The following is a 25,377-nucleotide window of genomic DNA, read 5'->3' on the forward strand; positions in this document are numbered from 1 at the left end:
CAAAATAAAAAACCCAATTCAAATGAATTGGGTTAATGTAAAGATAAATATTTTTATTCTTCTATTTTTGCTCTTAGAGAATCCCAAATAACATAAACACATAGCAAACTGAACATTATAAACGCAAGTACAACAGCGGTATTTGATTCAGCCCATTCGTGCATAAACCAATCGGGCAAATTATTTTCTTTCAGTACAGCTTTAATAATAACGCTAACAACACCCATTAAAGCTCCTCCGGCAATAAATCCAGATGCGATCAATGTACCTCTTTCCCTTCTGGAATTATTAAGTTTTTCGTCTTTACTTCTTGTTGATACAAAATGCGCAATTAATCCGCCAATCAATAAAGGTGTATTTATTTCCTGAGGAAGATACATTCCAAGCGCAAAAGCAAGAGCAGGGACATTTATCATCACAAGAATTAATGAAACAAAAGCTCCGGCAATATATAACATCCAAGGTGCCGGCTGATTAGACATTAAAGGCTGAATAACGGCAGCCATTGCGTTTGCTTGAGGAGCCGGTAATCCGCCGCCGGCAAATCCGTAAATTCTATCCAACAACGAAATGATCCAAACAACAGTTGCGGCAGAAGCAATTGTTCCTACAAATTTCCAAGCTTCCTGTTTATTTGGTGACGAGCCTAACCAATATCCGATTTTCAAATCCGTTACAAATGAACCCGCGACTGAAAGCGCGGTGCATACAACTCCGCCTATAATTAAAGCCGATACCATTCCAGATGCGCCTGATAACCCGACTGCAACCAATATAATAGATGATAAAACTAATGTCATTAATGTCATGCCGGATACAGGATTATTTCCGGTGATAGCAATTGCATTTGCAGCAACTGTAGTAAATAAAAATGACATTATCATTACAATCAATAAGCCTGCAAGCGCATGAACAATATTAAATACAACTCCATATAAAAAGAAAATAAAAAGTATAATTGCAGTTAATATTATACCGCCTACAATTATTTTCATTGAAAGATCTTTCTGTGTTCTTAAAGAAGATTCTTGACCGCTTTTACCGCCGAAAATTTCTTTAACTGCCAAAGAAATCGCGGAACTTATAACTTTTGATGAACGAACAATTCCAATAAAACCGGCCATCGCAATTGCGCCGATGCCGATATGACGAACATAATTTGTAAAGATTTGTTCGGCAGACATATCTTTTATCAAAAGCTGAACATTTGCTCCAATTGGAGATGTAATAAATTGGCCTAAATAATTTATAATTGGAATAAGTACAAACCAAGAAACAAACGAACCGGCAACAATTATGAGCGAATATTTTAATCCTATTACGTAACCTAAACCTACTACCGCGGCACTTACGTTCAATCTAAAAACAAGTTTAAATTTATCCGCTACGGTTTGTCCCACTTCCACTACTCTTGATGTAAAAATTTCAGCCCAAGTTCCAAATGTTGAAATTAAAAAATCGTAAATACCGCCAATTAATCCCGCGCTAATTAAAACCATAGCTTGTGAACCGCCTTTTTCACCGGCTACCAATACCTCAGTTGTCGCGGTTCCTTCTGGAAATGGAAGTTTTCCGTGCATTTCTGAAACAAAGTATTTTCTAAACGGAATTAAAAATAAAATTCCTAAAAACGCGCCGAATAATGAAGCCATAAACATTTGAAAAAACGACGCTTCAAGTTTTAAAATATAAATACCTGGTAATGTAAAAATTGCACCAGCAACAACTGCTCCGGAAGTAGAACCGATTGATTGAATAATTACATTTTGACCCATTGAATCTTTCTTTTTCAAAATATTTGAAAATCCAACGGCAAGAATTGCTATCGGAATAGCGGCTTCAAAAACTTGTCCGACTTTCAATCCTAAATACGCTGCAGCGGCAGAAAATAAAACTGCCATTATTAAACCGGTAATAACTGAATAAGGTGTTACCTCAGTAATTTTTGAATTTGGCGACATAACCGGAATGTACTCTTCGCCCGGTTTAAGTTCCGAATATGCATTTGATGGTAAACCAATTGGTTTGCCGCTAGTTGAATTTCCACTCATAAGCTTATTCCTCAGAATTTATTTTTATTACTTTTTTGAACTCAACTTCATCTGTATTTGCCGATTTAAAAATAATTTCGGCAAAATAATCCGCGCCTTTTTCTTTGGCAATTTTCGGTTGAGAATAATCTGCCTTTATTTCAATTTCATTGAAAGGAAAAAGGTTTAAGTTTTCTTTGTTGAATGTGATTTCTTCACTTTCGTCGTAATATGTTTTTTCACAAATATTAACTACCAGCTTACTATCAGCATTTGCGAAGCCAGGAATGAGATGATATTCAAATTTTTCAACTTCATTGTTTAACTTGTTTTGTTTATTTACAGACGACGATCCAAAATAATAAGACAAACCGTTAACATCAACCGCATTTCCTTTTTCATCATAAATCATTAATGCAAAATCAGTTACTTTATTAAAATCTTCTTTGCTCAAATTTATTTTAAATTCCTTTTTACTTTCGCCTTGTTTCAATTCGAATGGAATTTTATATATGTTGTTTCCGCTTATTTCAATTTTGTAAGATTTGGTATATCCGAGAATTTTACCGGAAATTTTCAAATTCTTTTCTTTATCAAAATAATTTACCAAGGACATTGAATTACTTTCCGAAAGTGAATTTTTTGAAATATTAATTCCATCGATTTCCAAATCAAGATTATATATTGATTCTTTGGAGGAAGTGAATTGTCCCAACACAACTAACTCATATACTCCGGGATGTAAATCATATATCTCTTCAGCAGTATTAGGATTATCTTCAGAATTAAAAATCCCAAAATGCTTTTCACGTCCATCAGGATCATGCAAATAATATCGCAATGAAGAGTAATCATTCTTCTTTGAAGATATATTGACTTTTAAATTAGAAGTGCCAAAAGGAATTTTAAGGAAATATCTTTTATGCATTCCCGGCATAATTTTTTCCGATTCAAAATTTAAATTGTAATGGTTCTTTAGATTAAAATCATACGGAACCGCAAAAGTCGCCATCAATTCAAATTCCGGAGTAGAAGAATTATCAGCTCTTACAGCATATATTTTTGCATTATACAATCCGGGTTTTTCTAAAATTTTAGGATCAATAGTTGCATTAACAATCGTCGTTTGATCATTCCTGATATGAATTTTTTTCTGTACTGGAGTTAACCATTCCGCGCTGCTTTTAAGGTTAAACATTCTATAAAATTTATCTGAATTTATTGTATTGTCTCTTGTAATACGAAATGAAAATTTTTCATTGCCCGTTAGAAAAGATGCGTCTCTTACATATAAGCATTGGGCGGTATTATTAGGCATATTCGGAGCAAACGCTTTTGTGGTATATGTTTCAAAATTTTTAATTTCACCGTTTTCGATATATTTTTTCAGCAGGTTATATGCGGCTTCAATATTTATCAAACCGCTTCCCTGATCCACAAAATCATAACCTTCCATTTTTGTCGCACTTTCTCTCAATACTTTATATAAAAATCTGGATGGAATTTTAACATCCGGAAATTCGGCTTTTGCTGCACCGAGTAAAACAGACATTACCCCGGCAGAATAAGGAGATGCCATAGATGTTCCCCAAAATCTATCCGCACCGCTGAAATTCGGAACAGTTGAAACGCAGGCACCTGGAGAAACTACATCCGGTTTTTTTACTTCACCGCCGCGAGAACTAAAATGAAGAACAATATCATTTATTAAAGTTGTTCCATATAAATCATTTCCCACCTCTTGCGCTAAAACCGCTCCAGATGAAAAGACCGAACTGCATGACGAAGGTAATCCTGTTGTTGAAATTCCCGGACCTTCATTACTGTTTGAAGTGGAAATATATAAATATGGATTATCCTTAACCAAATTGTCCAAAAACTTTTCAATTTCCGAATTTTGCTCAATTTCAGATCCAATTCCAAAACTCATATTAATTATGCAAGGTTCTTTCCGTTCTTTTGAAATTTTATCAGCGTATAAATAAGCTTTCTTCATACTTTCCGTTACAGTCGCACCACCCGCAAAATTATTATTGCCAATCTTCAAGCCCATTAGTTTAGCTCCCGGCGCGATTCCAAAAAAGTCATTGTTGCCAATTCTATTACCCGCGGCAATTCCCGCACAATGAGTTCCATGAGAACCATCATCAAAATAAAAACTAACTATTTTATTTTCCGGAATTATATTTAAGCCAAGCGTAAATCCCGGCAAACCATTTTCAATTGGAAATGTAAAAGCGTCGAACTTTTCCTTATAATTTCTTAAGGGTTTTTCATCATCAAGCTTTCCGTTATCGTTCAAATCCAAATAAACGACCCAAAATTTTTCGCCCTCATTTTGAGTTTGAAATGTTACAAAATAAAACTTATCATCTTTATTACCATTGCCATTTATGTCATCTACACCTGAACCCGAATTTTTCCAAAGCGATTCCGCTACAACGCCGATATAATATTTATCATCATCTGCTTTGAGCGATAATTTTCCGGCACCGGAAACTTTATAACCTTTTTCTTCATTTACAAAATATTCTACGTCATTTTCTTCATCAATTTCTGCAGAGAAAAAAGAAATATTTCCCTGTCCTGTAAAATCTTGGACATCTATAACTTTTACATCACCTGTTGAAGTTGTTGTTAATCCGTCAACTCCCATATCAACGCCGGTATCCAAAACTAAAATTATGGTGCCGCGTCCATCATAATCAGAATATTTTTCCTGAAACTTTTCTACTCCGGTATTTCTTAAAGAAATAAAAGTCTGATCCTTTGTTTGCGCGAACAAATAATTTACAGTTGCAATCACTAATAAAATTTTAATGAGATTTTTCATAATTAACCTTTATTCAATTATTTTTTCAATTGATTTTTGTTGTGATTCCAATTTATTATAATCTAGTTCTGACCCAAGCACACTGTGCGGAATAAGGTATACAGCCAATAAAAGAATTGATGCAAATACCGCCCATATTTTGGGATTTTTACTTTTCTTGTACATTAAAAATGCTACAAACCAGCCAAATATTGTAATTAGGGTTTTGTTATCTGTCAAATCTATTCCGAAAGGAAATCCCGTCCAATATTCACCAAACGCAAATTTCTGCATTATTGGACCAAGAATAAATCCGCCCACAATTAGAAATCCCAATGTCCAAATTGTTAATGATGAAATATTTTTCCCTTTGTTAAAATATTCAAGTCCGGTTCTTGTTGAAAGCAGCATGCCAATAAACATTGCCAAAATATGCGGAATTAAAACATAGTTGGGAACATCTCCTTTAAACCTTATGATAACCGGATGATCATCCGGAATTTTCTTTGATTCATTCAAACCTTTTAATACCGCAAAATATTGAAGTTTGCCAGCTGGAGGTTGATGAGGTAAATATGCAGTCAATTGACCATTAGAATTTTTCATTTCTAATTTCTGCCAATCATCAGCGGTTTTATATCTTTTAAAATATAATTCCCCGATAATGCTATTGTCATTTGCTTCAATCTTAACTTCATGATTTGTAGTGCCGCCGTGAGAACGCGCAAATTTATAAGCTATCATTTTATTATTGATTTCAATTTTATTTGATATTGGGTAGGTCGGACCTGTAACTCTTTGATAAACAGCTGTTACGGCGGTAATTACAAACGCAAGAATCCAAAGTAATACATTTTTTTTCATTCAAAGTTTGGATTTTTATTAGCAATAAGTATTTATGATTATAAACATAACCCTTTCTTATCAATGAAATCAACTTAATAATTAATAGAAATTGTTTTGAATAATTTTATGAATTTATAATGAAATGTATTTCGAAAAGAAATAATTGTTCTACGTTTATTTTGATAAAATAATCTTTACTGATGTGCCTTTTGCAATTTCGCTGATAATTTTTAATTCACCGTTCATAAATGAAATTAATTTATTTGCCAAGGAAAGTCCTAAACCTGCTCCCTCATATTTTCGCGTATAACCGACTTCCTCGCCCTGTTCAAAAATCTGCAGTATTTTTTGTAGATTATTATTATCGATACCGACGCCGTAATCTAAAATTTGGATAATTCCTTTATCCAAATTTGAAAATGTTGAAATAACGATTTTACTTTTTTCTTCGCTGTATTTAATCGCGTTATCAATAATCTCGTTTAAGGCTCTCAGTAATTTCTCTTCATTTCCCAATACGGTATTTTTACCCGAACTAAGTTGGCAGGTTAGTTCTATAGATTTTGCTTTGGCTTCCTTAATCCAGTAGTCTTTATTCGAATTTATTATTACATTTATATCAATTTCGGCTAAATCGATTGTTTCATTGCCGGATTCTAAGAGAGAAACTTCAACAATATTATCCACAAGTTTTAATAATCTGTTAACTCCTTCTTTTAAATAAGAAGTCATTTGTGAAGATGATTCAAAATTTTTGGCTTTTACATCGTCTTCAAGAAGATCGGAATAACCGACAATAGCATTCAGCGGCGTTCTAATTTCATGCGACATATTGGCGAGGAATGTTGATTTAAGTTTATTCAAACTAATTTCTTTTTTGTATGCATCCCTAAGTTTTCTTTCTATTTCAAGCTGTTCGGTAATATCCGTCATGTTAATTATATAAAGTTTGATATGATCGGAATTATCATCCGTAAAAGTAATTTTGCCTAGAAATCGCTTTCCATTGTTTGATGTGTAATGAAACTGTGAATGTATTCGTTTTGAATTATTCAGATTTATGATCGCGGTTTTAATAGAAACGAGTAAATCGCTGGAAATTATTTCATCAATAATTGCGTTGGAATTTATTTCTGTTTTGCTTTCAAGAATATTTTTGTAAAAACTATTATTGGCATTTTCAAAAATTAAATTATTTTTTTCTTTGCGCAGAATTAATATCGGATCGGAAATATTGTTAATAATCGATTTTTGTTTTTGCTCCGAAATTTTTAACAATCTTGCCTGCTTAATATGTTCTGTAATATCATTTGCGGTTACAATAAAGCTAATAGTTCTATCGATATTGTCATGAACCGTATTAAGCCTAATTTCTTTGTAAAAAATTTCTCCGTCATTTGAAACATTGGAAATTACTTTAACCCAATTTCTATAACTAAATATTGATGTCTGTAATTCATTTATTTCAACCGGTGATAAGTGTTTTTTAAACACTTCGACTAAATTTTTTCCATAAACTTCTTCAATTTTTTTATGAAGGAAATTTTCAAAAGAAGTGGAAAGATAATTTATATTTGCGTTCTTATCAGCCAGAAGAACCCCAACATTCACAGATTCCAAAGCCTGATTATAAGAATTTATTTTTTTAGTTATTCTAAGTTTGTTGTCTTGAGATTCTATATAAATAATAAAAACGTCTTCACGATTTATTATTACTTTTTCAATATTTAGTAAAAAACCGTTGTAAAAATTATTTTCATCTTTAACGGCAAAATCCGTAGAAAAGCTTGTAACCTTGCTTCTCTTTAGATTATAGAAAAGCGATTCAAGATCCGGGTCAGAATTGAATTCAAATAAATTATTACCTTCTTTGAATTTATGTTTGATTCTTGCTGAATTATTTGCATAAAGAATCAATCCGTTACTATCCGCAAGAACTACAGGTTTAGTATTTGGAAACTCTTCAAAGGATTCAAATTTACTAATTATATCTAAATCGAAATAGGAATAATTTAGGCTGTTTTTCAAATTTTTAATTTGTATTTATGATATCAATTTTCTGAATAATAATCGGAATATTCGGTTGGCTTTTTAGGATAAAATTTCTTTTAATTTTATCCATATTTTTAGTTGAAATAAATGTATATATAACTTTAAGAATATAGTTCAGTTCACTAAAAATGCCATTTTCCAATCCGAAAGTGAGCTCCTCGAAGTAATTATTCAGCAATGTTAAATTAGATTCTTGCGCTTCAATTCTGTTAAAAAAACGATTAAGTGAAGCGATTTCAATCCGTTCGGGGATAGCTAAAATATTTATTTCATCTTTTTTAACCGCAATAACCGTTTCATAATTTACATTTGTAAAATCCTTTATTCCAGGTTTCTGAATTGAAAATTCTTGATAATGTTCCGTATAAAGTTCATTAAAATTTATAATTGTGAAAAATTCCGTATCATCAACAAGAAAGTGGAAAAGCATTTCATCATCCGAAGGATATTCGAGATTGAGGATTTTCCAATTTATTTGAGACATTAATTTTGCTAACGGCGAAAAAAGTGCTGAATCTTTTTTTTGTTTATTGTAATCATTTGCGTGAATTATATATGGATTTACGGCATGAACCTTTGATCCGCTTTTAAACTTATCTTGTGGATTAATATTTAAAATTTTTTCTAACATTTCTCACCTAAATCTATAATCGAAAAGGCATGAAATAAGTTTAATGAATAAAATGCCGTAAAGACGTCTATAATTTTATCATTTTATTGCTTAAGGCGTAATCCGTAATTTCAGGATTCCTTAAATTTTGAAGGTCCTTAACAAATTCTTGAATTCTTTTAAGCGATTCTTCAATCACATAAAAATCATCATTGAATTTTTCTTTGGTGGAATCGATTTCATCTTTTAAAGATTCAACCGACATCTTTAAACTGCTGAGCGGATTATTGATCTTATGCCCGATTGTACACGCTAATTCTATAATTGCTTTATCATGCTCAATATTTTTTAATTCATTTTGAAGATTGTGAATTCGAATTCCGGATCTAATCCTGGCAACCAGTTCTTGATTATCGATCGGCTTAACTAAATAATCATCGGCACCTGTATCTAATCCTTCAACTCTATCTTTTAATGAGGTTCTGGCGGTAAGTAAAATAAAGTAAATTAATTTGTATTCTTCTTTGCTTTTAATAATGTTGCAAAGCTCAATTCCGTTCAATTTAGGCATTGTCCAATCAGCTAAAATAATTGAAGGTTTAAAATCTCCAATAATTTCTAATGCTTCTTCGCCATTATTAACGCTTTTGATTTCATAACCGTTTTTAACGAGAAGTCTTTCATATATAAATCTTGAATCTTCTTCATCTTCAACGATCAATATTTTATTTTTTTCTGCCATTTAACCTAAAGGATAAAACTTTTAATTGATTTTTTGTATTTGGAATTTAGCTAACAAATTTTTAACAAACTATATTAAAAGCTAAGTATTTTTTCAGTTTATGTCCACAAATTTGAAGCAGAAATGAAAGCGGGCTTAATTAGAATATTTTACAATTATGCTGATTCTGCGATTTACAACGTCGTTGGGATCCGCGGTATTTCTTAATCTGTTATCTGCGTATCCTCTTATTTCATCAATTCGGTTTGATTGCAAACCGCTCTCAATTAAGGCACGTCTTGCGGAATTTGCTCTGTCGGCACTCAATTCATAATTTGAATATCCGGCATGCCCGTTGGGAAATGGTCTTGCGTCAGTATGACCTTCAACAACAATCTTATTATTTATTTGAGACATCTGCTTTCCGATTATCGTAAGAATTGATTTTGCATTTTCATTAAGCGTAGAAGTTCCCACTTCAAAAAAAGCATCATTATTGGATTCCATAATTTCAATTCGTAAACCTTCGTCGGTTACTTCAATATCAATTTGATTAATGAGATCTTTAAAATCCTGATCTTTTAAATTATCAAGAAGTTCTTTTCCCATTTCTTCTAATCTTTCTTTCTCAATTTCTTTCTTTTGTAATTCAGTCAATGGCGCGGGTGTAGCGCTCTGTTTTCCCATGCCTTTTATCGCGCTTGGTCCATTGCCTACACCAAAACCGCTGGGATCATTAAAGTATCCGGCAATATTATCTTTTACGGCTTGATCCTGACCGAGAATCCAAAGAACAATAAACAAAGCCATCATAGCAGTAACAAAATCGGCATATGCAACTTTCCAAGCCCCGCCGTGATGACCATGACCGCCGGCTATGATTTTCTTAACAATTATCGGTTTGTCATTGTTCTGATCTGCCATTACTCTGATTTACCTCTTAGATAATTTTCCAACTCGGAAAATGATGGTCGTGTGTGAGAATTTATTGTTCTTCTTCCCACTTCAACAGCAACAATCGGCGGATTGCCTTTTGCATACGCAATAACACATTCTTTTATTGTTTCTAAATATCTAACTTCACCCTCTATCATGTGCTCAATATTTGTGGCTAAAGGTCCAACAAATCCGTACGACATAAGCACCCCCAAGAACGTACCAACCAAAGCGGCGGCAACGTGATGACCAACTGCTTCAGCACCGTCATTAATACTTCCCATTGTTACAATTATTCCTAAAACTGCGGCAACAATTCCCAATGCAGGAAATGCGTCGCCTAATTTACTTAATAGAGCATACGTAGGGTGAGTTTCGGTTTTATAGGTTTTAATTTCTATATCCATTAATGCTTCAACTTCATGAGGAGGAACGCCTCCGGAAAGCATTACTTTTAAAGTATCGCAAAGAAAAGTAATGGCGGTTTTATTTTTTACTAATTTGGGATCAGATTTAAATACATCACTTTCAGTAGGATTTTCTATATGTTTTTCAATTGCCAGCAATCCGTCTCTTTGCGCTAATAGAAATAGATCATATAATGCTTTTAAGAGTGCTAAATTTTCTGGTTTTGAATGATGCTTATGACTAATTGCTTTAGGAATTGCGCCAACAATATTTTTAATATCATCCAAAGATGCGGAAATTAATAAGCTGCCTATTGCAGCGCCTCCGATTGTTATAAATTCAGACGGCTGAACCAATACCAATAATTGACCGCCCGCCATTGAAAAACCCACTATTAAGCTTGCCAGAACTACTACCGCACCAATTATTATAAACATAATTTATTGTCAAATTTTAGTTATTAAATTCTGATTATTTATTTTGTTTAGTTCATGTGATATTTGTTTTATAATCAATTCAGCGAACATCCAATCAGATGGTTTTTGAAATTCCTTCTGCAATAAATCATTAAACAAATTTTTTACCATAGATTGTTTTTCATTATTACTGTAATCTCTTAAAATTTTGACGGTATCTTTTAAAACTTTCGGTTCTCTGCCTTCAATTGAATTTTCCAGTATTGATTTGTATTCTTCAAATTTTTCAAATACTTCTATTTTTTCATCTTTAGTTTCAATTGGTAACTCACATTCATTCTCAAAATCAAAACATTCTTTATTCAAAAGTTCGTTAACGGCCGCTTTTAACTGCTTAATATTAATTGGTTTTGCTAAAACTCTGTCGGCGCCCGCTTCAATTGCCGCAATTACATTATTTCTTCCGGCATTTGCGCTAATTACTATAACCGGTATATCTTTAATATCGTTCAGCACTTTTTTTAACTGAAGCATTTTGATACCGTCAATATTCGGCATCATCAAATCCAAAAAAATTATATCCGGCTTAAACTCCGCCGAATCTTGAATTCCCTCGTAACCGTTGGAACTGGTTTTTACAACAAACCCGTATCTTTCCAACAATGTTTTTAGATATTGTAGTATCGAATAATTATCATCAATTATTAACACTTTAATATTATTTTTAATCATTTTTTTTGAACTTATTTATCTTAAATGATTTTAGATTTTCGGGAATTTCTTTATTTAGTTTAGCCGTTGAATTTTTGTTATTCTCAATTATCTGCTGATAAACTTCCTCTCTAAAAATTGCCACATCTTTTTCGGCTTCAATTCCTATTTTAACTTGATTATCTGAAATTGAGATTATATTTAGAATTATGTTGTTGCCAATTCTTATTTTTTGATTTTCTTTTCTCGTTAGTATTAGCATTTTATTATACTCAATTATTTACAAAAAGTGGAAAGTCTAAGGGTAATTCTTCACTTTCGGATATTTTTTGAAACCCGATTTTAGCGTCATAATTTATATAAACCGGAGCTTTAAGATTTATTGTGATGTTTGCCGGATTTTTATCCAATTTAACAATTCCAAACGGTTCCAAATCATTTTCTTTCTTTGCGTCTTCGTTAAGAAGTTCAATTGGGAAAAGCGGAAAAATTATTTCGGGCTGTTCTACGGATGTTAGCCATGAAAAGTAACTTTCTTTTTCGGTGATTAAAATAAAATTACTCAATTCTTCAAAGCCAATTATACCGTCTTTGAATTTGAATATTGAATCTTCATTATACTCAATTTCACCAAATTGTTTGTTCTGAATTTTCATATTTTTTTCTCTTATTTGTTTAAAATTACAATATCAACTCTTCTGTTTAAAGATCGGGATTCAGGAGTATCGTTTGCTGCAACGGGCTTAAATTCTGAATTACCGACAACAGAAACTCGTTCCTGCTTCATACCCTGCTCATGCATTAAGTAATAAGCTGTATTAGTCGCTCTTGCCATTGATAAATGCCAGTTAGATGGAAATTCTGCCGTTTCAATCGGAACATTATCCGTATGTCCTTCTATCCTTATATCATTTGGTAATGTTTTTAAAAGTTGAGCCATTTTATTTAAAATCGGTTTTGATTCTTCGGATAATTCCGCATTACCCGAATTGAATAATATATTATCCAAAATACTTATAACAATTCCTCTTTCGTTTTCTACAATTTTAATATTATTCGCGTAGCCGTATTCTTTTACGAAACTTTCAATTGATGTTTTTAATTTATCTTTTCCGTCGCTTAAATCAATAATATCAGATTTTGTTTGCTGTTCTATGACTTTTGGATTTCCAAAATAGTCGCCCATATTTTCCATCATCTTTTCATATTTGGCAACATCAACATTCGAAATTGCATAAAGAATTATAAACAAACCAAGCAGCAATGTTATTAAATCGGCATAAGTAAGTAGATAACGTTCAGGATTTGATTCTTCAAGCAATTCTGAAGTGTCTTCGTCTATCTTACGCCTATTGAGCCTTGTTCTTTTTGAGGTAAGTAACTCATTAGTCTGGATTTGACTATCGAGGGAATTTCCCCACTTTGTATAGCCATCACTCCTTCTAATGAAAGCTCCATCATATGTTTTTCGTCTAAGTGGCATTGTTTTAATTTATCTGCTATTGGTAACCAAATTAAGTTTGCGCTAAGTATTCCCCATAATGTTGCAATAAACGCCGATGCAATATTATGTATTAATGTATTTGGATCTTTTCCGGCATTTGCCAGTGTCATAATCAATCCCATAACAGTTCCAATAATTCCCATCGTCGGCGCGTATCCGCCCATTTTACTGAACATAGAAATATTTTGATTATGCCTATTTGCCATCGCTCTCATTTCACCGAATGCGATTAACTCTAATTGTTCAATATCCGTACCATCCATTACAAAGTTCATCATTTTCTTTGGAAACGGATATATTAATCTGTTCAAATTGTTTTGAATCGAAAGAATTCCTTCTTGCCGGCTTTTTACGGCAACATTTACAAAACCATCAATTAACTGATGAATATCATACTTTGGCGGAAAATAAGCCAACTTTATTAGTGAAATAATTTTTTTAAATTTAGTAATTCCCACGCCAATAATTGTCGCGGAAAAAGTTCCTCCAAAAACGATTAACATTGCGGGAAGCAAAAATAATGTATTAAACGAACCGCCTTCAATTAAAAAAGCGCCGAATATTGAAATAAATCCGAGCAATAAGCCGTATATGCTTCCGCTTTTTCTCAACATTACATATAATCCAAAAGAGATTTAGGTAAAACCATAGATGATATTTTATAGCTTATATCTAAAACATATTGCGAATTTTCAAGGTCCAATAATGCTCTTGCAACGTCAACATCTTTTTCAGATGAGAGAAGATCCTTAAGTTCAATTTCTTTGTTCAATAAAATTTCTTTAGTAGAATTTAATTTATTGGAAATTCCTCCGGCTTCCGATAGCTTATCTAAAAGCAATTGATTAAAATCCGATACTATTTTTTGCTGTTCATCCGTCGGTTTTTCTCCTGCTAATAATTTCTCCTTAATTCCAATAAGCGTATTAAATATATCTGCTTTTTGATTCAATGTTGAATTCAAGTTCGCCGAAGAATTTTTTTCTTTTATTGAATTCAAATCCAAAACAAAATCAATTTTATTGTCCGAGTTTTGTATTTTAATTTCTCCAAAAACACTGCTTCCAATCGACTTAAACTCACCTGTCTCCGAATCAAAAGTAATATCGGAAACCGTATCGTTAGAAATAACATTGGAATCTTTGTCAACAATATTGTAATTCAAATTATAAGTATTTGCCGCAGTTGAAGTATAAGTTAAATTTAATGTATATTCGTTACCATCGGAATCATAAATTTTATTTGAAGTTGTTTGGTCAGTACCAATTCCGGCACTAGAATTCAAATTTCCTTTTTGTTCAACTACGCTTAAAAATAAATCCTTTCCCGATATATTAAATTTTTCGGTTATACTCGACGCTATTTTAACGTTTCTATCGCCGCCTATATGATCATTATTTGTAACAACAACGTTGTTGGCTTTATCGTAATAAAACGGTTTTATTCCGCTTTCTGTTCCGCCAAAATTATATTGACCGTTAAAGCTGCTGTTTGCCAAATCAACCAAAATATTTAAAGCCGAATCAATACTGGAAGCAAACGAATCAAGTTGATCGGAAACTATTGCAGAATTGACATTGGTCAATTGCACCATTACATCCTGAACGGTTGTCTGCATGCTTTCCATAGATAATATTGAATCGTCAATCATGGATAAGCCGTAATCAATATTACTTTTATAAGTATCAAGATTGCTGATTTGATTCTGCAGTCTCATTATCCTTGAATTACTTAAAGGATTATCAGAGGGTTTATTAACCTTACTTTGTGTGGTTAATTGATTTTGTATTTCTGCAAGCAAACTTTTATTTCTGCTTAAGTTCTTCATAAAATTTGTCTGCAGCATTGTATCCGGAACTCGCATATTTACACCAAGTTAATTAATGTTTCTAATAATTCATCTGCTACTGTTATCATTTTTGCGGCCGCATCATACGACTTTTGGTATTTCATTACATTTACCATTTCTTCATCTGTGGAAACGCCTGAATATTCTGATTTCTGATTAGCTAATTGGTTTAAAACCAAATTGTATGATTCTGCATTCTGTTCTTGTAAATTTATTTCATTGGCAATTCCGGTTACAAAATCGGAATATATAGTTGAAATTGTATCTCCATCCAATACTTCAAGATTTTGCAGTTCCGCTAACTGCAATGCAATTTCATTATTTCCGGTTGTTCCATCACTGCTTATTGCTATATTATCGTTATTCTTTAGGATATCTTCATTTATATATAAAACACCGTTTTCATATTTCGAGAAAAAATCAATTCCAGTTTCAGCAGGATCTGTTAAAGTATATCCTTTCTTATGTATATTATTTACATTTTCCATTATCACGGATGACAAAGTATTTAATTTATCTAATTGATCCGGTAATTTTTCATTAAACATTGTTATCAATCCATTAAGCTCGCCGCCATTTAAAGTAGCGGAAACCGATTTCTCCTCATTCATTAAAGATAAAGAATCACCATCCTGTACAAGTTCAAATTTTACGTGATGCAATCCGTCGACAGCAAACATTCCGCCAACAGAAACACTTGCCACATTGTTTTTGTCATAACTTACATTTATGCTCGCGTATTGACTTAACTCATCAATAAGAGATTCTCTAGTATCCACCAAATCATTTGCATAATGACCCACAACGTTTGCTTCATAAATCTGTTTATTTGCGATGTGAATCTGTTCAACAATTCTATTTACATTTTGAACCATTGTTTTTGCTTCATTCTTAACGTCTATTTTTGTTTGACTTATTCCTTTATATAGACTTCCAATTTTCTCCGATAGAGTTTGTGCAGATTGAACAACACTTGTTCTTAATGATGTTGAAAGCGGATCAACTGCTAATTCATCCCAAGAATTGAAAAAATTATTTATCAAATTAGACAAGCCATATTCAGACGGTTCGGAAAACATACTTTCAACTTGTTTTAGAACAGATGATCTTTTATTTGCATCATAATAACTTTGATTGTTAACTCTAATTTGGGCATCTGTAACTTGGTTTCTAACGCGCAATACTTTTTCAACGGCAACGCCGGTTCCAAACGAAAAAACCGCTCTGTTATCCGGAGGAGTTGATCCGAACATAACAACTTGTCTGCTGTAAGCCGGGTTATTTGCATTAGCCAAATTTGTTGAAGTAACTGAAAGCGCCTGTTGATGGGCAAACAAACTTGATTTAGCAATGGTAAAAATACTGCTAAGTGACATTTTAACCTTTCCTATCTATGATAGCTCTTTTCTGAGAATTTAACAAAGCTTTTATTGTTTCATTAATTAAACTTCTCGACTGTTGAATAAGAACTAAATTTTGATTATTTACTTTTTGAATTTCTTTAATTGTTTTCTTTATATTTTTTTCGAGTAAGGAAATAATTTCAACAATATTTTCATCAATTTTATTTTTAATATTTTCAATGAAAATTTCCAATTTGTATCTTAAATTTTCAATTTTATATTCCGCAAACAATTCTTCCATTATTTTTAATCTTGACTCTTCCGCCAATTGAATATTTAATAATAATTTTTCTTCATTTGAAATTGATTCTTTCAAACCTTCATTATTGCAGTTAACAAGAGCAATTTGTTTTTCCATTACAGATTTTAAAAGTTTCTGTAAATTTTTATTTTGTTTTTCTAAAACCACAATCAATTTTTCTAAATTCATTTTTATTCCAGAATATTTAAGTAATTATTTACTCTTGCAATATAATTTTGCGTTTCCTTAAACGGCGGAATTCCGTCGTATTTATTTACATTTCCGGGACCCGCATTATATGCCGCCAAAGCAAGATTAGTATCACCGTCATATTGTTTAAGCAATTTCGACAAATATTTAACTCCGCCATGAATATTGTCTTTGGGATCATAGGGATCAAGTACTCCCATATCTGTCGCAGTTGAATCCATTAATTGCATCAATCCTTTGGCATCAGCTTTAGATTTTGCGTTAACTATACCTGCTGATTCTGTTAATATTATCGATTTAATTAATTTTTTATCAACCTCAAATTTATTCGATGCTTCATTTATAATCGGTTCAAATTTTTCTAATCTTTTTATTGCATTGCTGCTAGGTTTGGTTTTATCTATTTCTTTAACAGTATTATTACTTGGTTTTGTATTTTCAATTTCCATAATTGCTTTATGAATATTAGGATCTACCTTTTCTGCTTTGGCTTTTGAAATAACTTTTTTGCTGAAATCAGTAATATTTTCACCGGTCATATTCCTAAAAATTTTATCCGCAATTCCCATTCCTTTTGCATCAGAAATATGTTTTGCCATTTCATTTTCAAAGAGTACGTCAAGAACATCGCCGCCGTAATTATCATCGCCGAATAGTCCATCGGTTGTTTTTGTCATACTTTTAATCATCATTGCAGTCAGCATACTTTCAAAATCTTTTGATGCCTGAGCTAATTTCCTCTTATCGGTTTCCGAATATTTCTCATTTAGGATTTTGCCCTGCTTAAAATGAGATTCCGGTTTCGTTATTTTTAATTCCAGAGATTCCATTTTACATTATCACTAATTCTGCCGTTAATGCGCCCGCTTCTTTTAAAGCTTGGAAAATCGCGATAATATCACGCGGTGAAACTTTTAATGAATTTAATGCCGCGGCGACTTCCTGAGCATTTGTAGCGCCGTCTATGGTATAAGTACTTGTTTCGTTTTCTTTTTCTTTTACGTCTGGAACTTGATTATTAAACAAAACAGTATTCCCTTGAGAGAAAGGCGAAGGTTGTGAAATCAACGGGAATGACTTAATTGTTATATTTAAACTTCCGTGCGAAATTGAAACGGGAGAAATTCTAACATTAGTTCCCGATACCACGGTACCTGTTCTTTCATTCAATACAACTCTTGCAATTACGTCTTTCTGTACATTTATTAATTCTATTCGTGAAAGAAAATCCGTTATATTATTTTCACCGGCAGGAATTGATAAACTAACTTCCGCAGCATCAACAGCTGAAGCAATTGTTGATCCGAATACCGCATTTATTGAATCTGCAATTGTCTTTGAGGTCGTAAAATCCGGATCCTTTAAGACAACGCTTAATTCTGTAGACACAAATCCTTCTTCAAGTATTGGTTTCTCCAAAACTCCGCCATTGGGAATTCTGCCGCTTAAAGCGTGATTTTTTGCAACTCTTCCGCCTGAACTTGTGTTTATATCATATCCGCCAATTGAAATTGCACCTTGGCACATTGCAAAAACATTTCCGTCGCTTCTTGAAAGCGGTGTCATAAGTAAAGTTCCGCCCATAAGACTTTTCGCGTCTCCCATTGATGAAACAGAAACATCAAACTCGCTGCCTTGTTTTGCAAGATTATTTACTTTAGCCGTAACCATTACAGCCGCAACATTTCTTGTCCGCAAATTTGCGTCAGGAACAGTAATTCCAAATCTTTTCAACATACTGGTAACCGATTGGACAGTAAAAGTTGAGCGGTAACTATCTCCTGTTCCGCTTAAGCCAACAACCAAACCGTAACCAATTAATTGTTCTGAATTTATTCCCTTGAAATATGTTATATCTTTTATTCTTTGTCCTAATATTACATTCGCAAAGATTATAAGTATAAGAATTGCATTTTTCTTTTTCATGTTAAACCTTTAAAATAACCAATGAAATAATTTTGTTATCCAACCCGGATCCTGCATACTTTTAATTTGTCCTTCGCTTTGGAATATTATTTCGGCATCTGAAATATTATAAGAATAAACGGTGTTGTCTGTTTGAATATCGGAAGTTCTAACAACGCCTCTAATTGTTATCATTTGTTCTTCATCATTTATAACAATTTTACGGCTTCCTTTAATTCTTAATAGTCCATTTGCCAAAACCGAATCAATCATAGCGCTCAATTTTGTTCTTACCATTCCTGAAGATTTTGCGCTTCCTTTCCCTTTAAAATCGTTGTTGGAACCCAAATCCAAATTTACATTGGGCAATGAATTTGCGTCCAGTCCGCCGTCTAAACCGAATCCTATATCACTTTCTCTTCCGGTAGATTTTTCTGCAGCGTTTGTTGCTTCAGATGATTCGACTACTATAATTGTTATTGCATCGCCAATACTTGCGGCTTTATAATCTGAGAACAATGATCTAAATCCATTTTGAGTCATATTCTGGGCATTAATCAATATTGGAATAAATAATAAACTTATAATTATGTTTTTCATATGTTACTCGACGATTTTTACTGTGTTAAAATTTATAATTTCTGCTTTAAAGATTTTTTTGTCATCCGTTCTAATCTTAATTATATCGCCAATTATACCTTCCGCTCTTGCAACCGCGCTGAAGCTTATGCTTACAACTCCTTTATTAAAAACTGCATTTAGATTGTCGCCAATTTTTATATCAGGAATCTGTTCGATCATATTTGTTTCAATAACGGTATTTGATGAAACACTTATCCTCATTCTGTATTTATCAATATTTCCAAAATCTAAAATCGGTTCGGATCTTAATGATGTGATTTCTTTTTCTTCTATTTGGAAATCACTTATGCTTAATTCCTCATTTTTTTTAATATCACGTATTGATACTAAAACATCATCATACAATTTAACTTTCAAAGTCACTATGCCTTGCTTTTTTTCACCATTATTTAAAATGAAATTAACCGGCATATACGCGTAATTTTTCTCTAATTTAAATTCTCTATTTTCATCCGGGAAAATTTTTTCAGTATAATTTTTAGGAATTTCATACTCATATCTTTTAAAATCTTTTAAATGATCTTTCAAATAATTATCAATCACATTATTATTTGATAAGAGAAAAACACTAAGCAATATTTGTAGAATTAAATTCATTATACTCGTTTTAAATTATTTGCAATCGACATCATTTCTTCAACGGTTTTTACTGTTTTGGAATTTATTTCATAAGAACGTTGTGCCGAGATCATGGAGATCATTTCTTCAACAATATCAACGTTTGATGATTCCAAAAATCCTTGATTTAATTCGCCAAAGCCTTCTTGTCCGGCTTGACCTAAAATAGGAGCGCCCGAAGCTTCTGTTTCATTGTATAAGTTATCACCAATTGCCTGCAATCCGCCGGGATTAACAAATTTAGCAAGCTCTATTGTTCCTAATTCAATACTGTCGCCGCCGACTTCAGAAGTTGTAATTACTCCGTCTCTGGAAATTGCTATACTTTTTACGTCTTCATTTAAAGTAAAACCCGGCTCCAGCACATAACCGTCTGATGTTACAATTGAACCTTCGGATGAAATTTTAAATGATCCGTCTCTCGTATATGAGAACGTTCCGTCGCTTTTTCGCACTTGAAAAAATCCGTCTCCGTTTATTCCCAAATCCATCTGCTGTCCGGTTTGCTGCAAATCGCCCTGAATAAAAACTTTTTGCGTTGATGATGGTTTAACACCGCTTCCGACTTGAATTTTAGTATTTGTATTTTCAATTGTGCCGGGCATTACAGAGCTTTGCGGATTTGCCGAAATCTCTTGATAGATTAAATCTTTAAATTCTGCCCGATTTTTTTTGAAGGCGGTTGTATTCATGTTCGCGATATTGTTAGAAATAACTTGAATGTTTATTTCCTGCGCGTACATTCCTGAAGCGGCACTTTTTAAGGCTCTTGTTGGCATTTGATTTTCCTTTTAATACTTACCAATTTCTTTACTTTGACTAAGCATTCCATCCAATGAAGTTATCATTTTTTGTGATGCTTCAAAATCTTTCTGCAATTGGATCATTGCCTGCATTTCTAATATGGGATTTGTGTTCGATCCTTCAATAAATCCCTGATGGATTTTAAAATCTTTTCTGTCTACGTTTGTAAAATCTTGTTCCTCATAATAAAATGTTTGATTTTCCGATCTTTCAAGCAATTCGGGATTTTCAACATTTACAATTCTTAAATTATCAATCAAAAATTTTCCCGCTTTAATTTGCCCGTCTTCTGTAATTGTTAATTCACCATTTGATTTGACTAGGGTTTCGTCTAAATTTATATTTCCTTTATCGCCAAGAACTCTGTATCCATCTTTGGTTGCCAAAAAACCTTCTTTATCAATTTCAAACTGTCCATTCTTTGTCAGTTCAATTCCTCTTTCGGTGTTAACGGCAAAAAAAGCTTTCCCGGATATCGCAAAGTCCAATGGATTATCAGTTTCAATAAATTCACCTTCCGAGAAATCCGTAACGTGTTTCATATCTTGATTTTCCGCTCTTTCCATATATTCCGCAAAAGGGATTTCTCTCTTAAATCCATTAGTGCTTAAGTTTGCTAAATTGTTCGCGACAATTTGAATATTATGAATTTTATCATTCATGCTTTTAGAAGCATTATATAAACCTTTGATCATCGTTTTTCCAAATTGTTATAAAGTCTCAAAATAAAATCAGAAAATTCTTTGGCAATTATTTTTATTGTTTTATCTTCTTTGTTTTGTGCCTTGAACGAATTTTCTAAAATCATATTTTCTTGTTTAATTATTCTATTACGCTTTGCTAATTCAATTATTTGATTTATCATAAATACTATTTAGGAAACGAGTTTATTCAATCCGTTTTTCTTATATTTTCTTTCAGCCCATAAAATATGTTCTTCGGATAAATTGAAATCAGAATTGATTTCCCACTTTTCTTTTAATTCACTTTTTAAATGGTCAATTTCTTTTATCAAAATATCATTCTCATAATTTTCCGCGTCTATACTTCCAAAAAGAAAATTATTTCGTAAATATCCATTAACTTTCACCGGAATTTCGTCATCATCAAATGTAAGTTTGTAAGAAGGTTGTCCGTTTGAAAGATAAAGCTTTTTGATGTTGTATTTTATTAATGCAAAACCGCTAGATTTTTTAATGATGACAAAATCGGGAAAGTAATCATAACTTTTGAATACTGATTTTTGCATAATATAAATAGAACTGAATTTTATAAATTCATCCGCCGGGGCTGAATTTAAATTAGATTCATTTAAATATTTGATAAGATTAAGCAAGGATTCCGATTTATTTAAAAGCGGAATTACATTTTCCCTATGCTGATCATAAATAAGTTTTGTGTTTATCTCATTTAGCAGATAAACATTTTCTTCACTTAATAGTAAATCCTTTATGGAATTGAATAAATATTTGCAAGTTGTTGAAAACGATACCGCAAATAAATTTTCGTAAAGATCAAGAATCATTGAAACGTCTTTTTCGGAAAATTTCCAAATTAGATTTATTAAAAGTGAAAGCTCCAATTCCTTGGCTTTAATTTTTTCCGTTACATTGTCTAAAGTCAAAAATTTTGATTTAAGCAGCGGTTTTTCTTCCATAATTATCTTTGTCAAATTTTCACGGCGTTTCTGTGAACCGCTTATTTTGAACTTTTCAAAAATCTGCTCATAAAGAGTGCTTTTGTTTTTCGACAATATTTGTCTTAAATTCAACGAAAGAGTGATAGGATTTTTTTCAACAACAAGCGCTATCAGTTCATCTTTTAATGGAATTTTCTCATCTATTTCTGCGACAAATATTTTTCCGTCAATTAAAACTTTTACTGAATTTCCGAAATATTCCAAAGCGACAATACTCACCAGGTTGTCCTTTTCCGGTAAAAATATTTCACTATTGACAGAGTTTCTTACCTTTGTCAAAGTTTCAAAATCGATCATATTTTTTAACGTATTTTTCATCCTGCTTGTCTAGATAGTTCTCTAATTTTTGCGGCTAAAAATATTTCACCTTTTCCCAGTTTTAATTCTTTGGCTTTTTTATTAATAACTGCGGAATTTATTTCTAAATTTTTAATTGCCTTTTTTAACGATTTTCTTTTTTTCGTCTCAACACTTTTGTCAATTGACAGCAGTTTTTCCTTTCTTAATGCATTTATATTTTTTTTATACAAAACACCCAACTTCTTTTTGGATTTACTTTTATTCTTTTTCCAATAAATCAATACGCTTAAAAGAACAACAATCTCAAATCCAATTACTCCGTTAATTAAAAGTTTCTCGGTGCTGTATTTAATTATAGGTCCGCTGTTTAAAATTTTTGTATGCTCTTTTTCTGTCGGCTTAACTTTTTCTTGACAAAACAAATCAATGTTTTGAAAGAGAATTAGAAAAAATATTATTGCTAATTTTTTCATTTTCTAATTTTCCTTTTCAAAGGGAATTTTAAAACCATTGCAGCTCCGCTATTTTCAAAAGAATCAAAATCCAAATTGCCTTCATGCTTAATCATTAATTTCTTAATAATATTTAATGATAAGTTTTTTTGGACGTCATCCTTATTGTTTAAGTCGTTTTCCGAAATATTATTTGTGGTTATTACTCTGAGAATAATATTATCCGATTTATATCTCGTTTGAATTATTATTCCGCCTTTTCTTGTTTTATAACTTTTGATGACCGTGAATACATTTGTCAACAATTGATATATATAATTTGGGTGACTAAGAATGGATGGAAGTTCTTCTTCAAAATCGAGTATAAATTCGAAATTCGCGTTCTCTAAAGTTGATTTGATAAGATGAAAATATTCTTTTATAATTTCATTTAAGTTGCAAGGTTTTATTTTGACTTCTTTATGATTTACATCGGCAAATTTTACCAGTCTGCCAATAACATCATTTATTTTCCTAATCTGAATTTTAATGTTATTAAGTTCAAGACTGTTTTTAATTTCTGATTTTACAATATCAACGGTACTGTTAATAACTTGAAGCGGATTTACGATATCTTCAACAATTCCTTCAGTCATTTCGCCAATTGCCGAAAGTCTGAAATCATTTGATAACTTTGCCTGGTAAGTTTGAAGTTCTTCAATTGTTTCATTTAATTTTTCACTCAACCGGATTTTTTCAAGTTTGCCAAGCAACAAGTTAAGCAGCATATTAATGTTTTTCTTTTCCAGCTCACTAATATTATTTTCGCTTAAAGAAGTCAATATTGAAAGTATTCCGTAGTTCTTTCTTTCATCATATACCGGAAATATTAAGTAAAATAATTTTGGTCCGTTTGAATTATAACTTTCCAATTCGGGAACCGTAATTATTTTTTTATCGGAGTAAACGGCATTGAAAATTCCTTCTTGATTAAAATGATTCATAGTTTTAACAATTGCCGAATTTTCTTCTTCTGTAATGGGAAGCAATTTTCTTCTGAATTCATTATAAAAAAGCAGTGATACAGTTTTTACCGGAATTATTCCTTTTAGATATTTAAGGAATTTATCCATTAACGGTTTTATGCTGCTTTCACTTTTAATTTCATTTTCAAACGCCAACAAGTTTTGAATGAAATAAGAATACTTTTCCAATTGTTTCAATTCCGTTGAAACAATTTCCGGCTGATATTTTTCTTGGTTAAAAAGTGATAAATCACCTAACGATTTTAAAAAAGGTTCAGCTCTTAAAGTATTTTCTTTGTGTAAAATCATTTTATAAATAAGTCTGATTTAACTTCGTTAGTAAATAATTCTCTATAGCTTTCAATAAATGAATTCAATTCTTCTTCCGAAGAAATTCCCAATGTACCAAGTACTGAAGTATCCAATGCGCTTCCTTTATCTAAATAAAATGTACCTATATCTAATTTCTGCGTCATATAATCAACCAAATGCACAATTGAAGTAAGCACGTCATTTTCAAGTGAAGAGCCCGGAACATGATGATAAAGAATGCAGTTCGATAAATGCTCTGGCAAATGCCATTTATTCGCCAGGAAATTTCCTATTTCCTGATGGTCCAATCCTAAATATTTTCTTTCGGTTTCTAATAATGACGCATTTTGATTTCTAACTTCATCAGAAATTAATTCAAATTCGTTTCTGAAAAACTTATGCATTACAGGAACACCAAGATCGTGAAGCAATCCGGCAACAAACGCTTCGCTTCCTATTCTGAATCCCAAATCTTCTGCAACTCGTTTACATGCGGTTCCAGCAAGCATTGAATGTACCCAAAATTCTTTTTGATCAAGATATTTGTCAGATTTGTTCTTAAATGAATCTACCATTGTTAACGCAACAACGATATTTTTAATATCCTGATAACCGATAATTAATATCGCAAAATCAATTGTCGATACTTTTCTAGTCAATCCGTACAAAGGCGAATTGGCAATAGATAAAATCTTTGTCGATAACCCTTGGTCTTTGCCAATCATTCTGCTGAGTGCGGCCGTATTCGTCGAAGGATCGTCAAGAAGTTTTGAAACTTCCAGCATAGTTGCGGACATTGCCGGCAGATTATAGACATTGGATAATGCTATCTCAGATTTTCTACGTCTGTCCTGTTTTAGTTGGTCTTCCATTTTTAGTCACCTGTTTGTTG

At 32.2% G+C, this 25,377-nt stretch carries 26 protein-coding genes and 1 pseudogene; all 27 read right to left on the reverse strand.

Translation table 11 applies throughout. The features are described from left to right. Positions 1-53: 53 nt before the first annotated feature. A complete protein-coding gene (locus IPK06_11235) occupies positions 54-2,051 on the reverse strand; it encodes an oligopeptide transporter, OPT family (GenBank protein ID MBK7980543.1) in 1,998 nt (665 codons plus the stop codon). Between the two features lie 4 nt (positions 2,052-2,055). Next, positions 2,056-4,863 carry a S8 family serine peptidase gene (locus tag IPK06_11240; GenBank protein ID MBK7980544.1) on the reverse strand — a complete coding sequence of 936 codons (2,808 nt, stop codon included), beginning with the start codon at positions 4,861-4,863 and terminating at the stop codon, positions 2,056-2,058. A gap of 9 nt (positions 4,864-4,872) precedes the next feature. Further along, the gene (locus IPK06_11245; GenBank protein MBK7980545.1) at positions 4,873-5,706 is read right to left on the reverse strand and encodes a hypothetical protein; all 834 of its coding nucleotides are present in this window, start codon (positions 5,704-5,706) and stop codon (positions 4,873-4,875) included. A 156-nt stretch (positions 5,707-5,862) separates the two neighbouring features. Further along, positions 5,863-7,716: a PAS domain S-box protein gene (locus IPK06_11250; protein ID MBK7980546.1), complete on the reverse strand. Its 1,854-nt coding sequence runs from the start codon at positions 7,714-7,716 to the stop codon at positions 5,863-5,865. Positions 7,717-7,720: 4 nt separating this feature from the next. Continuing rightward, positions 7,721-8,371 carry a hypothetical protein gene (locus tag IPK06_11255; GenBank protein MBK7980547.1) on the reverse strand — a complete coding sequence of 217 codons (651 nt, stop codon included), beginning with the start codon at positions 8,369-8,371 and terminating at the stop codon, positions 7,721-7,723. Positions 8,372-8,438: 67 nt separating this feature from the next. After that, positions 8,439-9,092: a response regulator gene (locus IPK06_11260; GenBank protein ID MBK7980548.1), complete on the reverse strand. Its 654-nt coding sequence runs from the start codon at positions 9,090-9,092 to the stop codon at positions 8,439-8,441. A gap of 135 nt (positions 9,093-9,227) precedes the next feature. Next, positions 9,228-9,995, reverse strand: a complete 768-nt coding sequence (locus IPK06_11265) for an OmpA family protein (protein ID MBK7980549.1) — start codon at positions 9,993-9,995, stop codon at positions 9,228-9,230. Further along, a complete protein-coding gene (gene motA / locus IPK06_11270; GenBank protein MBK7980550.1) occupies positions 9,995-10,852 on the reverse strand; it encodes a flagellar motor stator protein MotA in 858 nt (285 codons plus the stop codon). Before motA ends, IPK06_11265 begins: the two co-directional genes overlap by 1 nt. Positions 10,853-10,861: 9 nt before the next feature. Continuing rightward, complete coding sequence (locus IPK06_11275; GenBank protein MBK7980551.1) at positions 10,862-11,563, reverse strand: response regulator; 702 nt, start codon at positions 11,561-11,563, stop codon at positions 10,862-10,864. Further along, the gene (gene csrA, locus IPK06_11280; GenBank protein ID MBK7980552.1) at positions 11,556-11,804 is read right to left on the reverse strand and encodes a carbon storage regulator CsrA; all 249 of its coding nucleotides are present in this window, start codon (positions 11,802-11,804) and stop codon (positions 11,556-11,558) included. Before csrA ends, IPK06_11275 begins: the two co-directional genes overlap by 8 nt. A 10-nt stretch (positions 11,805-11,814) precedes the next feature. Continuing rightward, on the reverse strand, positions 11,815-12,198 hold the full coding sequence (gene fliW, locus IPK06_11285; protein ID MBK7980553.1) for a flagellar assembly protein FliW: 384 nt from the start codon (positions 12,196-12,198) through the stop codon (positions 11,815-11,817). An 11-nt stretch (positions 12,199-12,209) separates the two neighbouring features. Next, positions 12,210-12,800, reverse strand: a pseudogene (locus IPK06_11290) (OmpA family protein). Between the two features lie 80 nt (positions 12,801-12,880). Further along, entirely contained in the window at positions 12,881-13,660 is a 780-nt protein-coding gene (locus tag IPK06_11295) for a MotA/TolQ/ExbB proton channel family protein (GenBank protein ID MBK7980554.1), read from the reverse strand. Then, positions 13,660-14,910, reverse strand: a complete 1,251-nt coding sequence (gene flgL, locus IPK06_11300; GenBank protein MBK7980555.1) for a flagellar hook-associated protein FlgL — start codon at positions 14,908-14,910, stop codon at positions 13,660-13,662. The genes IPK06_11295 and flgL overlap by 1 nt, the downstream gene beginning before the upstream one ends. Positions 14,911-14,912: 2 nt before the next feature. Next, on the reverse strand, positions 14,913-16,271 hold the full coding sequence (flgK, locus tag IPK06_11305) for a flagellar hook-associated protein FlgK (protein MBK7980556.1): 1,359 nt from the start codon (positions 16,269-16,271) through the stop codon (positions 14,913-14,915). A 1-nt stretch (position 16,272) separates the two neighbouring features. Then, positions 16,273-16,728, reverse strand: coding sequence for a flagellar export chaperone FlgN (gene flgN / locus IPK06_11310; protein ID MBK7980557.1), 456 nt, complete (start codon positions 16,726-16,728; stop codon positions 16,273-16,275). 2 nt (positions 16,729-16,730) lie between these two features. After that, positions 16,731-17,579, reverse strand: a complete 849-nt coding sequence (locus IPK06_11315; GenBank protein MBK7980558.1) for a transglycosylase SLT domain-containing protein — start codon at positions 17,577-17,579, stop codon at positions 16,731-16,733. 1 nt (position 17,580) lies between these two features. Beyond that, a complete protein-coding gene (locus IPK06_11320; protein MBK7980559.1) occupies positions 17,581-18,675 on the reverse strand; it encodes a flagellar basal body P-ring protein FlgI in 1,095 nt (364 codons plus the stop codon). 9 nt (positions 18,676-18,684) lie between these two features. Further along, complete coding sequence (locus tag IPK06_11325; protein MBK7980560.1) at positions 18,685-19,254, reverse strand: flagellar basal body L-ring protein FlgH; 570 nt, start codon at positions 19,252-19,254, stop codon at positions 18,685-18,687. 3 nt (positions 19,255-19,257) lie between these two features. Next, positions 19,258-19,893: a flagellar basal body P-ring formation protein FlgA gene (flgA, locus tag IPK06_11330; GenBank protein MBK7980561.1), complete on the reverse strand. Its 636-nt coding sequence runs from the start codon at positions 19,891-19,893 to the stop codon at positions 19,258-19,260. Further along, positions 19,893-20,693, reverse strand: coding sequence for a flagellar basal-body rod protein FlgG (gene flgG / locus IPK06_11335; GenBank protein ID MBK7980562.1), 801 nt, complete (start codon positions 20,691-20,693; stop codon positions 19,893-19,895). Before flgG ends, flgA begins: the two co-directional genes overlap by 1 nt. A 12-nt stretch (positions 20,694-20,705) precedes the next feature. Next, a complete protein-coding gene (locus IPK06_11340) occupies positions 20,706-21,413 on the reverse strand; it encodes a flagellar hook-basal body protein (GenBank protein MBK7980563.1) in 708 nt (235 codons plus the stop codon). Beyond that, positions 21,410-21,583 (reverse strand): hypothetical protein, encoded by a 174-nt coding sequence (locus tag IPK06_11345; protein MBK7980564.1) that lies wholly within the window; start codon positions 21,581-21,583, stop codon positions 21,410-21,412. The genes IPK06_11340 and IPK06_11345 overlap by 4 nt, the downstream gene beginning before the upstream one ends. Positions 21,584-21,592: 9 nt before the next feature. Further along, positions 21,593-22,735: a hypothetical protein gene (locus IPK06_11350; GenBank protein ID MBK7980565.1), complete on the reverse strand. Its 1,143-nt coding sequence runs from the start codon at positions 22,733-22,735 to the stop codon at positions 21,593-21,595. Then, on the reverse strand, positions 22,732-23,190 hold the full coding sequence (locus tag IPK06_11355) for a hypothetical protein (GenBank protein ID MBK7980566.1): 459 nt from the start codon (positions 23,188-23,190) through the stop codon (positions 22,732-22,734). Before IPK06_11355 ends, IPK06_11350 begins: the two co-directional genes overlap by 4 nt. Beyond that, positions 23,187-24,482 carry a hypothetical protein gene (locus IPK06_11360; GenBank protein ID MBK7980567.1) on the reverse strand — a complete coding sequence of 432 codons (1,296 nt, stop codon included), beginning with the start codon at positions 24,480-24,482 and terminating at the stop codon, positions 23,187-23,189. Before IPK06_11360 ends, IPK06_11355 begins: the two co-directional genes overlap by 4 nt. Then, positions 24,479-25,357, reverse strand: a complete 879-nt coding sequence (locus IPK06_11365; GenBank protein MBK7980568.1) for an HDOD domain-containing protein — start codon at positions 25,355-25,357, stop codon at positions 24,479-24,481. The genes IPK06_11360 and IPK06_11365 overlap by 4 nt, the downstream gene beginning before the upstream one ends. Positions 25,358-25,377: the final 20 nt, after the last annotated feature.

It is taken from the genome of Ignavibacteriota bacterium (genome assembly GCA_016713565.1).
In the GTDB taxonomy this organism is placed as follows: Bacteria; Bacteroidota; Ignavibacteria; order Ignavibacteriales; family Melioribacteraceae.

Excerpts from the sequence above, each read along its gene's own strand:
- IPK06_11235 (MBK7980543.1), bottom strand. The coding sequence starts at position 2,051 with ATGAGTGGAAATTCAACTAGCGGCAAACCAATTGGTTTACCATCAAAT.
- IPK06_11240 (MBK7980544.1), bottom strand. The coding sequence starts at position 4,863 with ATGAAAAATCTCATTAAAATTTTATTAGTGATTGCAACTGTAAATTAT.
- IPK06_11245 (MBK7980545.1), bottom strand. The coding sequence starts at position 5,706 with ATGAAAAAAAATGTATTACTTTGGATTCTTGCGTTTGTAATTACCGCC.
- IPK06_11255 (MBK7980547.1), bottom strand. The coding sequence starts at position 8,371 with ATGTTAGAAAAAATTTTAAATATTAATCCACAAGATAAGTTTAAAAGC.
- IPK06_11260 (MBK7980548.1), bottom strand. The coding sequence starts at position 9,092 with ATGGCAGAAAAAAATAAAATATTGATCGTTGAAGATGAAGAAGATTCA.
- IPK06_11265 (MBK7980549.1), bottom strand. The coding sequence starts at position 9,995 with ATGGCAGATCAGAACAATGACAAACCGATAATTGTTAAGAAAATCATA.
- motA (MBK7980550.1), bottom strand. The coding sequence starts at position 10,852 with ATGTTTATAATAATTGGTGCGGTAGTAGTTCTGGCAAGCTTAATAGTG.
- IPK06_11275 (MBK7980551.1), bottom strand. The coding sequence starts at position 11,563 with ATGATTAAAAATAATATTAAAGTGTTAATAATTGATGATAATTATTCG.
- csrA (MBK7980552.1), bottom strand. The coding sequence starts at position 11,804 with ATGCTAATACTAACGAGAAAAGAAAATCAAAAAATAAGAATTGGCAAC.
- fliW (MBK7980553.1), bottom strand. The coding sequence starts at position 12,198 with ATGAAAATTCAGAACAAACAATTTGGTGAAATTGAGTATAATGAAGAT.
- IPK06_11295 (MBK7980554.1), bottom strand. The coding sequence starts at position 13,660 with ATGTTGAGAAAAAGCGGAAGCATATACGGCTTATTGCTCGGATTTATT.
- flgL (MBK7980555.1), bottom strand. The coding sequence starts at position 14,910 with ATGCGAGTTCCGGATACAATGCTGCAGACAAATTTTATGAAGAACTTA.
- flgK (MBK7980556.1), bottom strand. The coding sequence starts at position 16,271 with ATGTCACTTAGCAGTATTTTTACCATTGCTAAATCAAGTTTGTTTGCC.
- flgN (MBK7980557.1), bottom strand. The coding sequence starts at position 16,728 with ATGAATTTAGAAAAATTGATTGTGGTTTTAGAAAAACAAAATAAAAAT.
- IPK06_11315 (MBK7980558.1), bottom strand. The coding sequence starts at position 17,579 with ATGGAATCTCTGGAATTAAAAATAACGAAACCGGAATCTCATTTTAAG.
- IPK06_11320 (MBK7980559.1), bottom strand. The coding sequence starts at position 18,675 with ATGAAAAAGAAAAATGCAATTCTTATACTTATAATCTTTGCGAATGTA.
- IPK06_11325 (MBK7980560.1), bottom strand. The coding sequence starts at position 19,254 with ATGAAAAACATAATTATAAGTTTATTATTTATTCCAATATTGATTAAT.
- flgA (MBK7980561.1), bottom strand. The coding sequence starts at position 19,893 with ATGAATTTAATTCTACAAATATTGCTTAGTGTTTTTCTCTTATCAAAT.
- flgG (MBK7980562.1), bottom strand. The coding sequence starts at position 20,693 with ATGCCAACAAGAGCCTTAAAAAGTGCCGCTTCAGGAATGTACGCGCAG.
- IPK06_11340 (MBK7980563.1), bottom strand. The coding sequence starts at position 21,413 with ATGATCAAAGGTTTATATAATGCTTCTAAAAGCATGAATGATAAAATT.
- IPK06_11345 (MBK7980564.1), bottom strand. The coding sequence starts at position 21,583 with ATGATAAATCAAATAATTGAATTAGCAAAGCGTAATAGAATAATTAAA.
- IPK06_11350 (MBK7980565.1), bottom strand. The coding sequence starts at position 22,735 with ATGAAAAATACGTTAAAAAATATGATCGATTTTGAAACTTTGACAAAG.
- IPK06_11355 (MBK7980566.1), bottom strand. The coding sequence starts at position 23,190 with ATGAAAAAATTAGCAATAATATTTTTTCTAATTCTCTTTCAAAACATT.
- IPK06_11360 (MBK7980567.1), bottom strand. The coding sequence starts at position 24,482 with ATGATTTTACACAAAGAAAATACTTTAAGAGCTGAACCTTTTTTAAAA.
- IPK06_11365 (MBK7980568.1), bottom strand. The coding sequence starts at position 25,357 with ATGGAAGACCAACTAAAACAGGACAGACGTAGAAAATCTGAGATAGCA.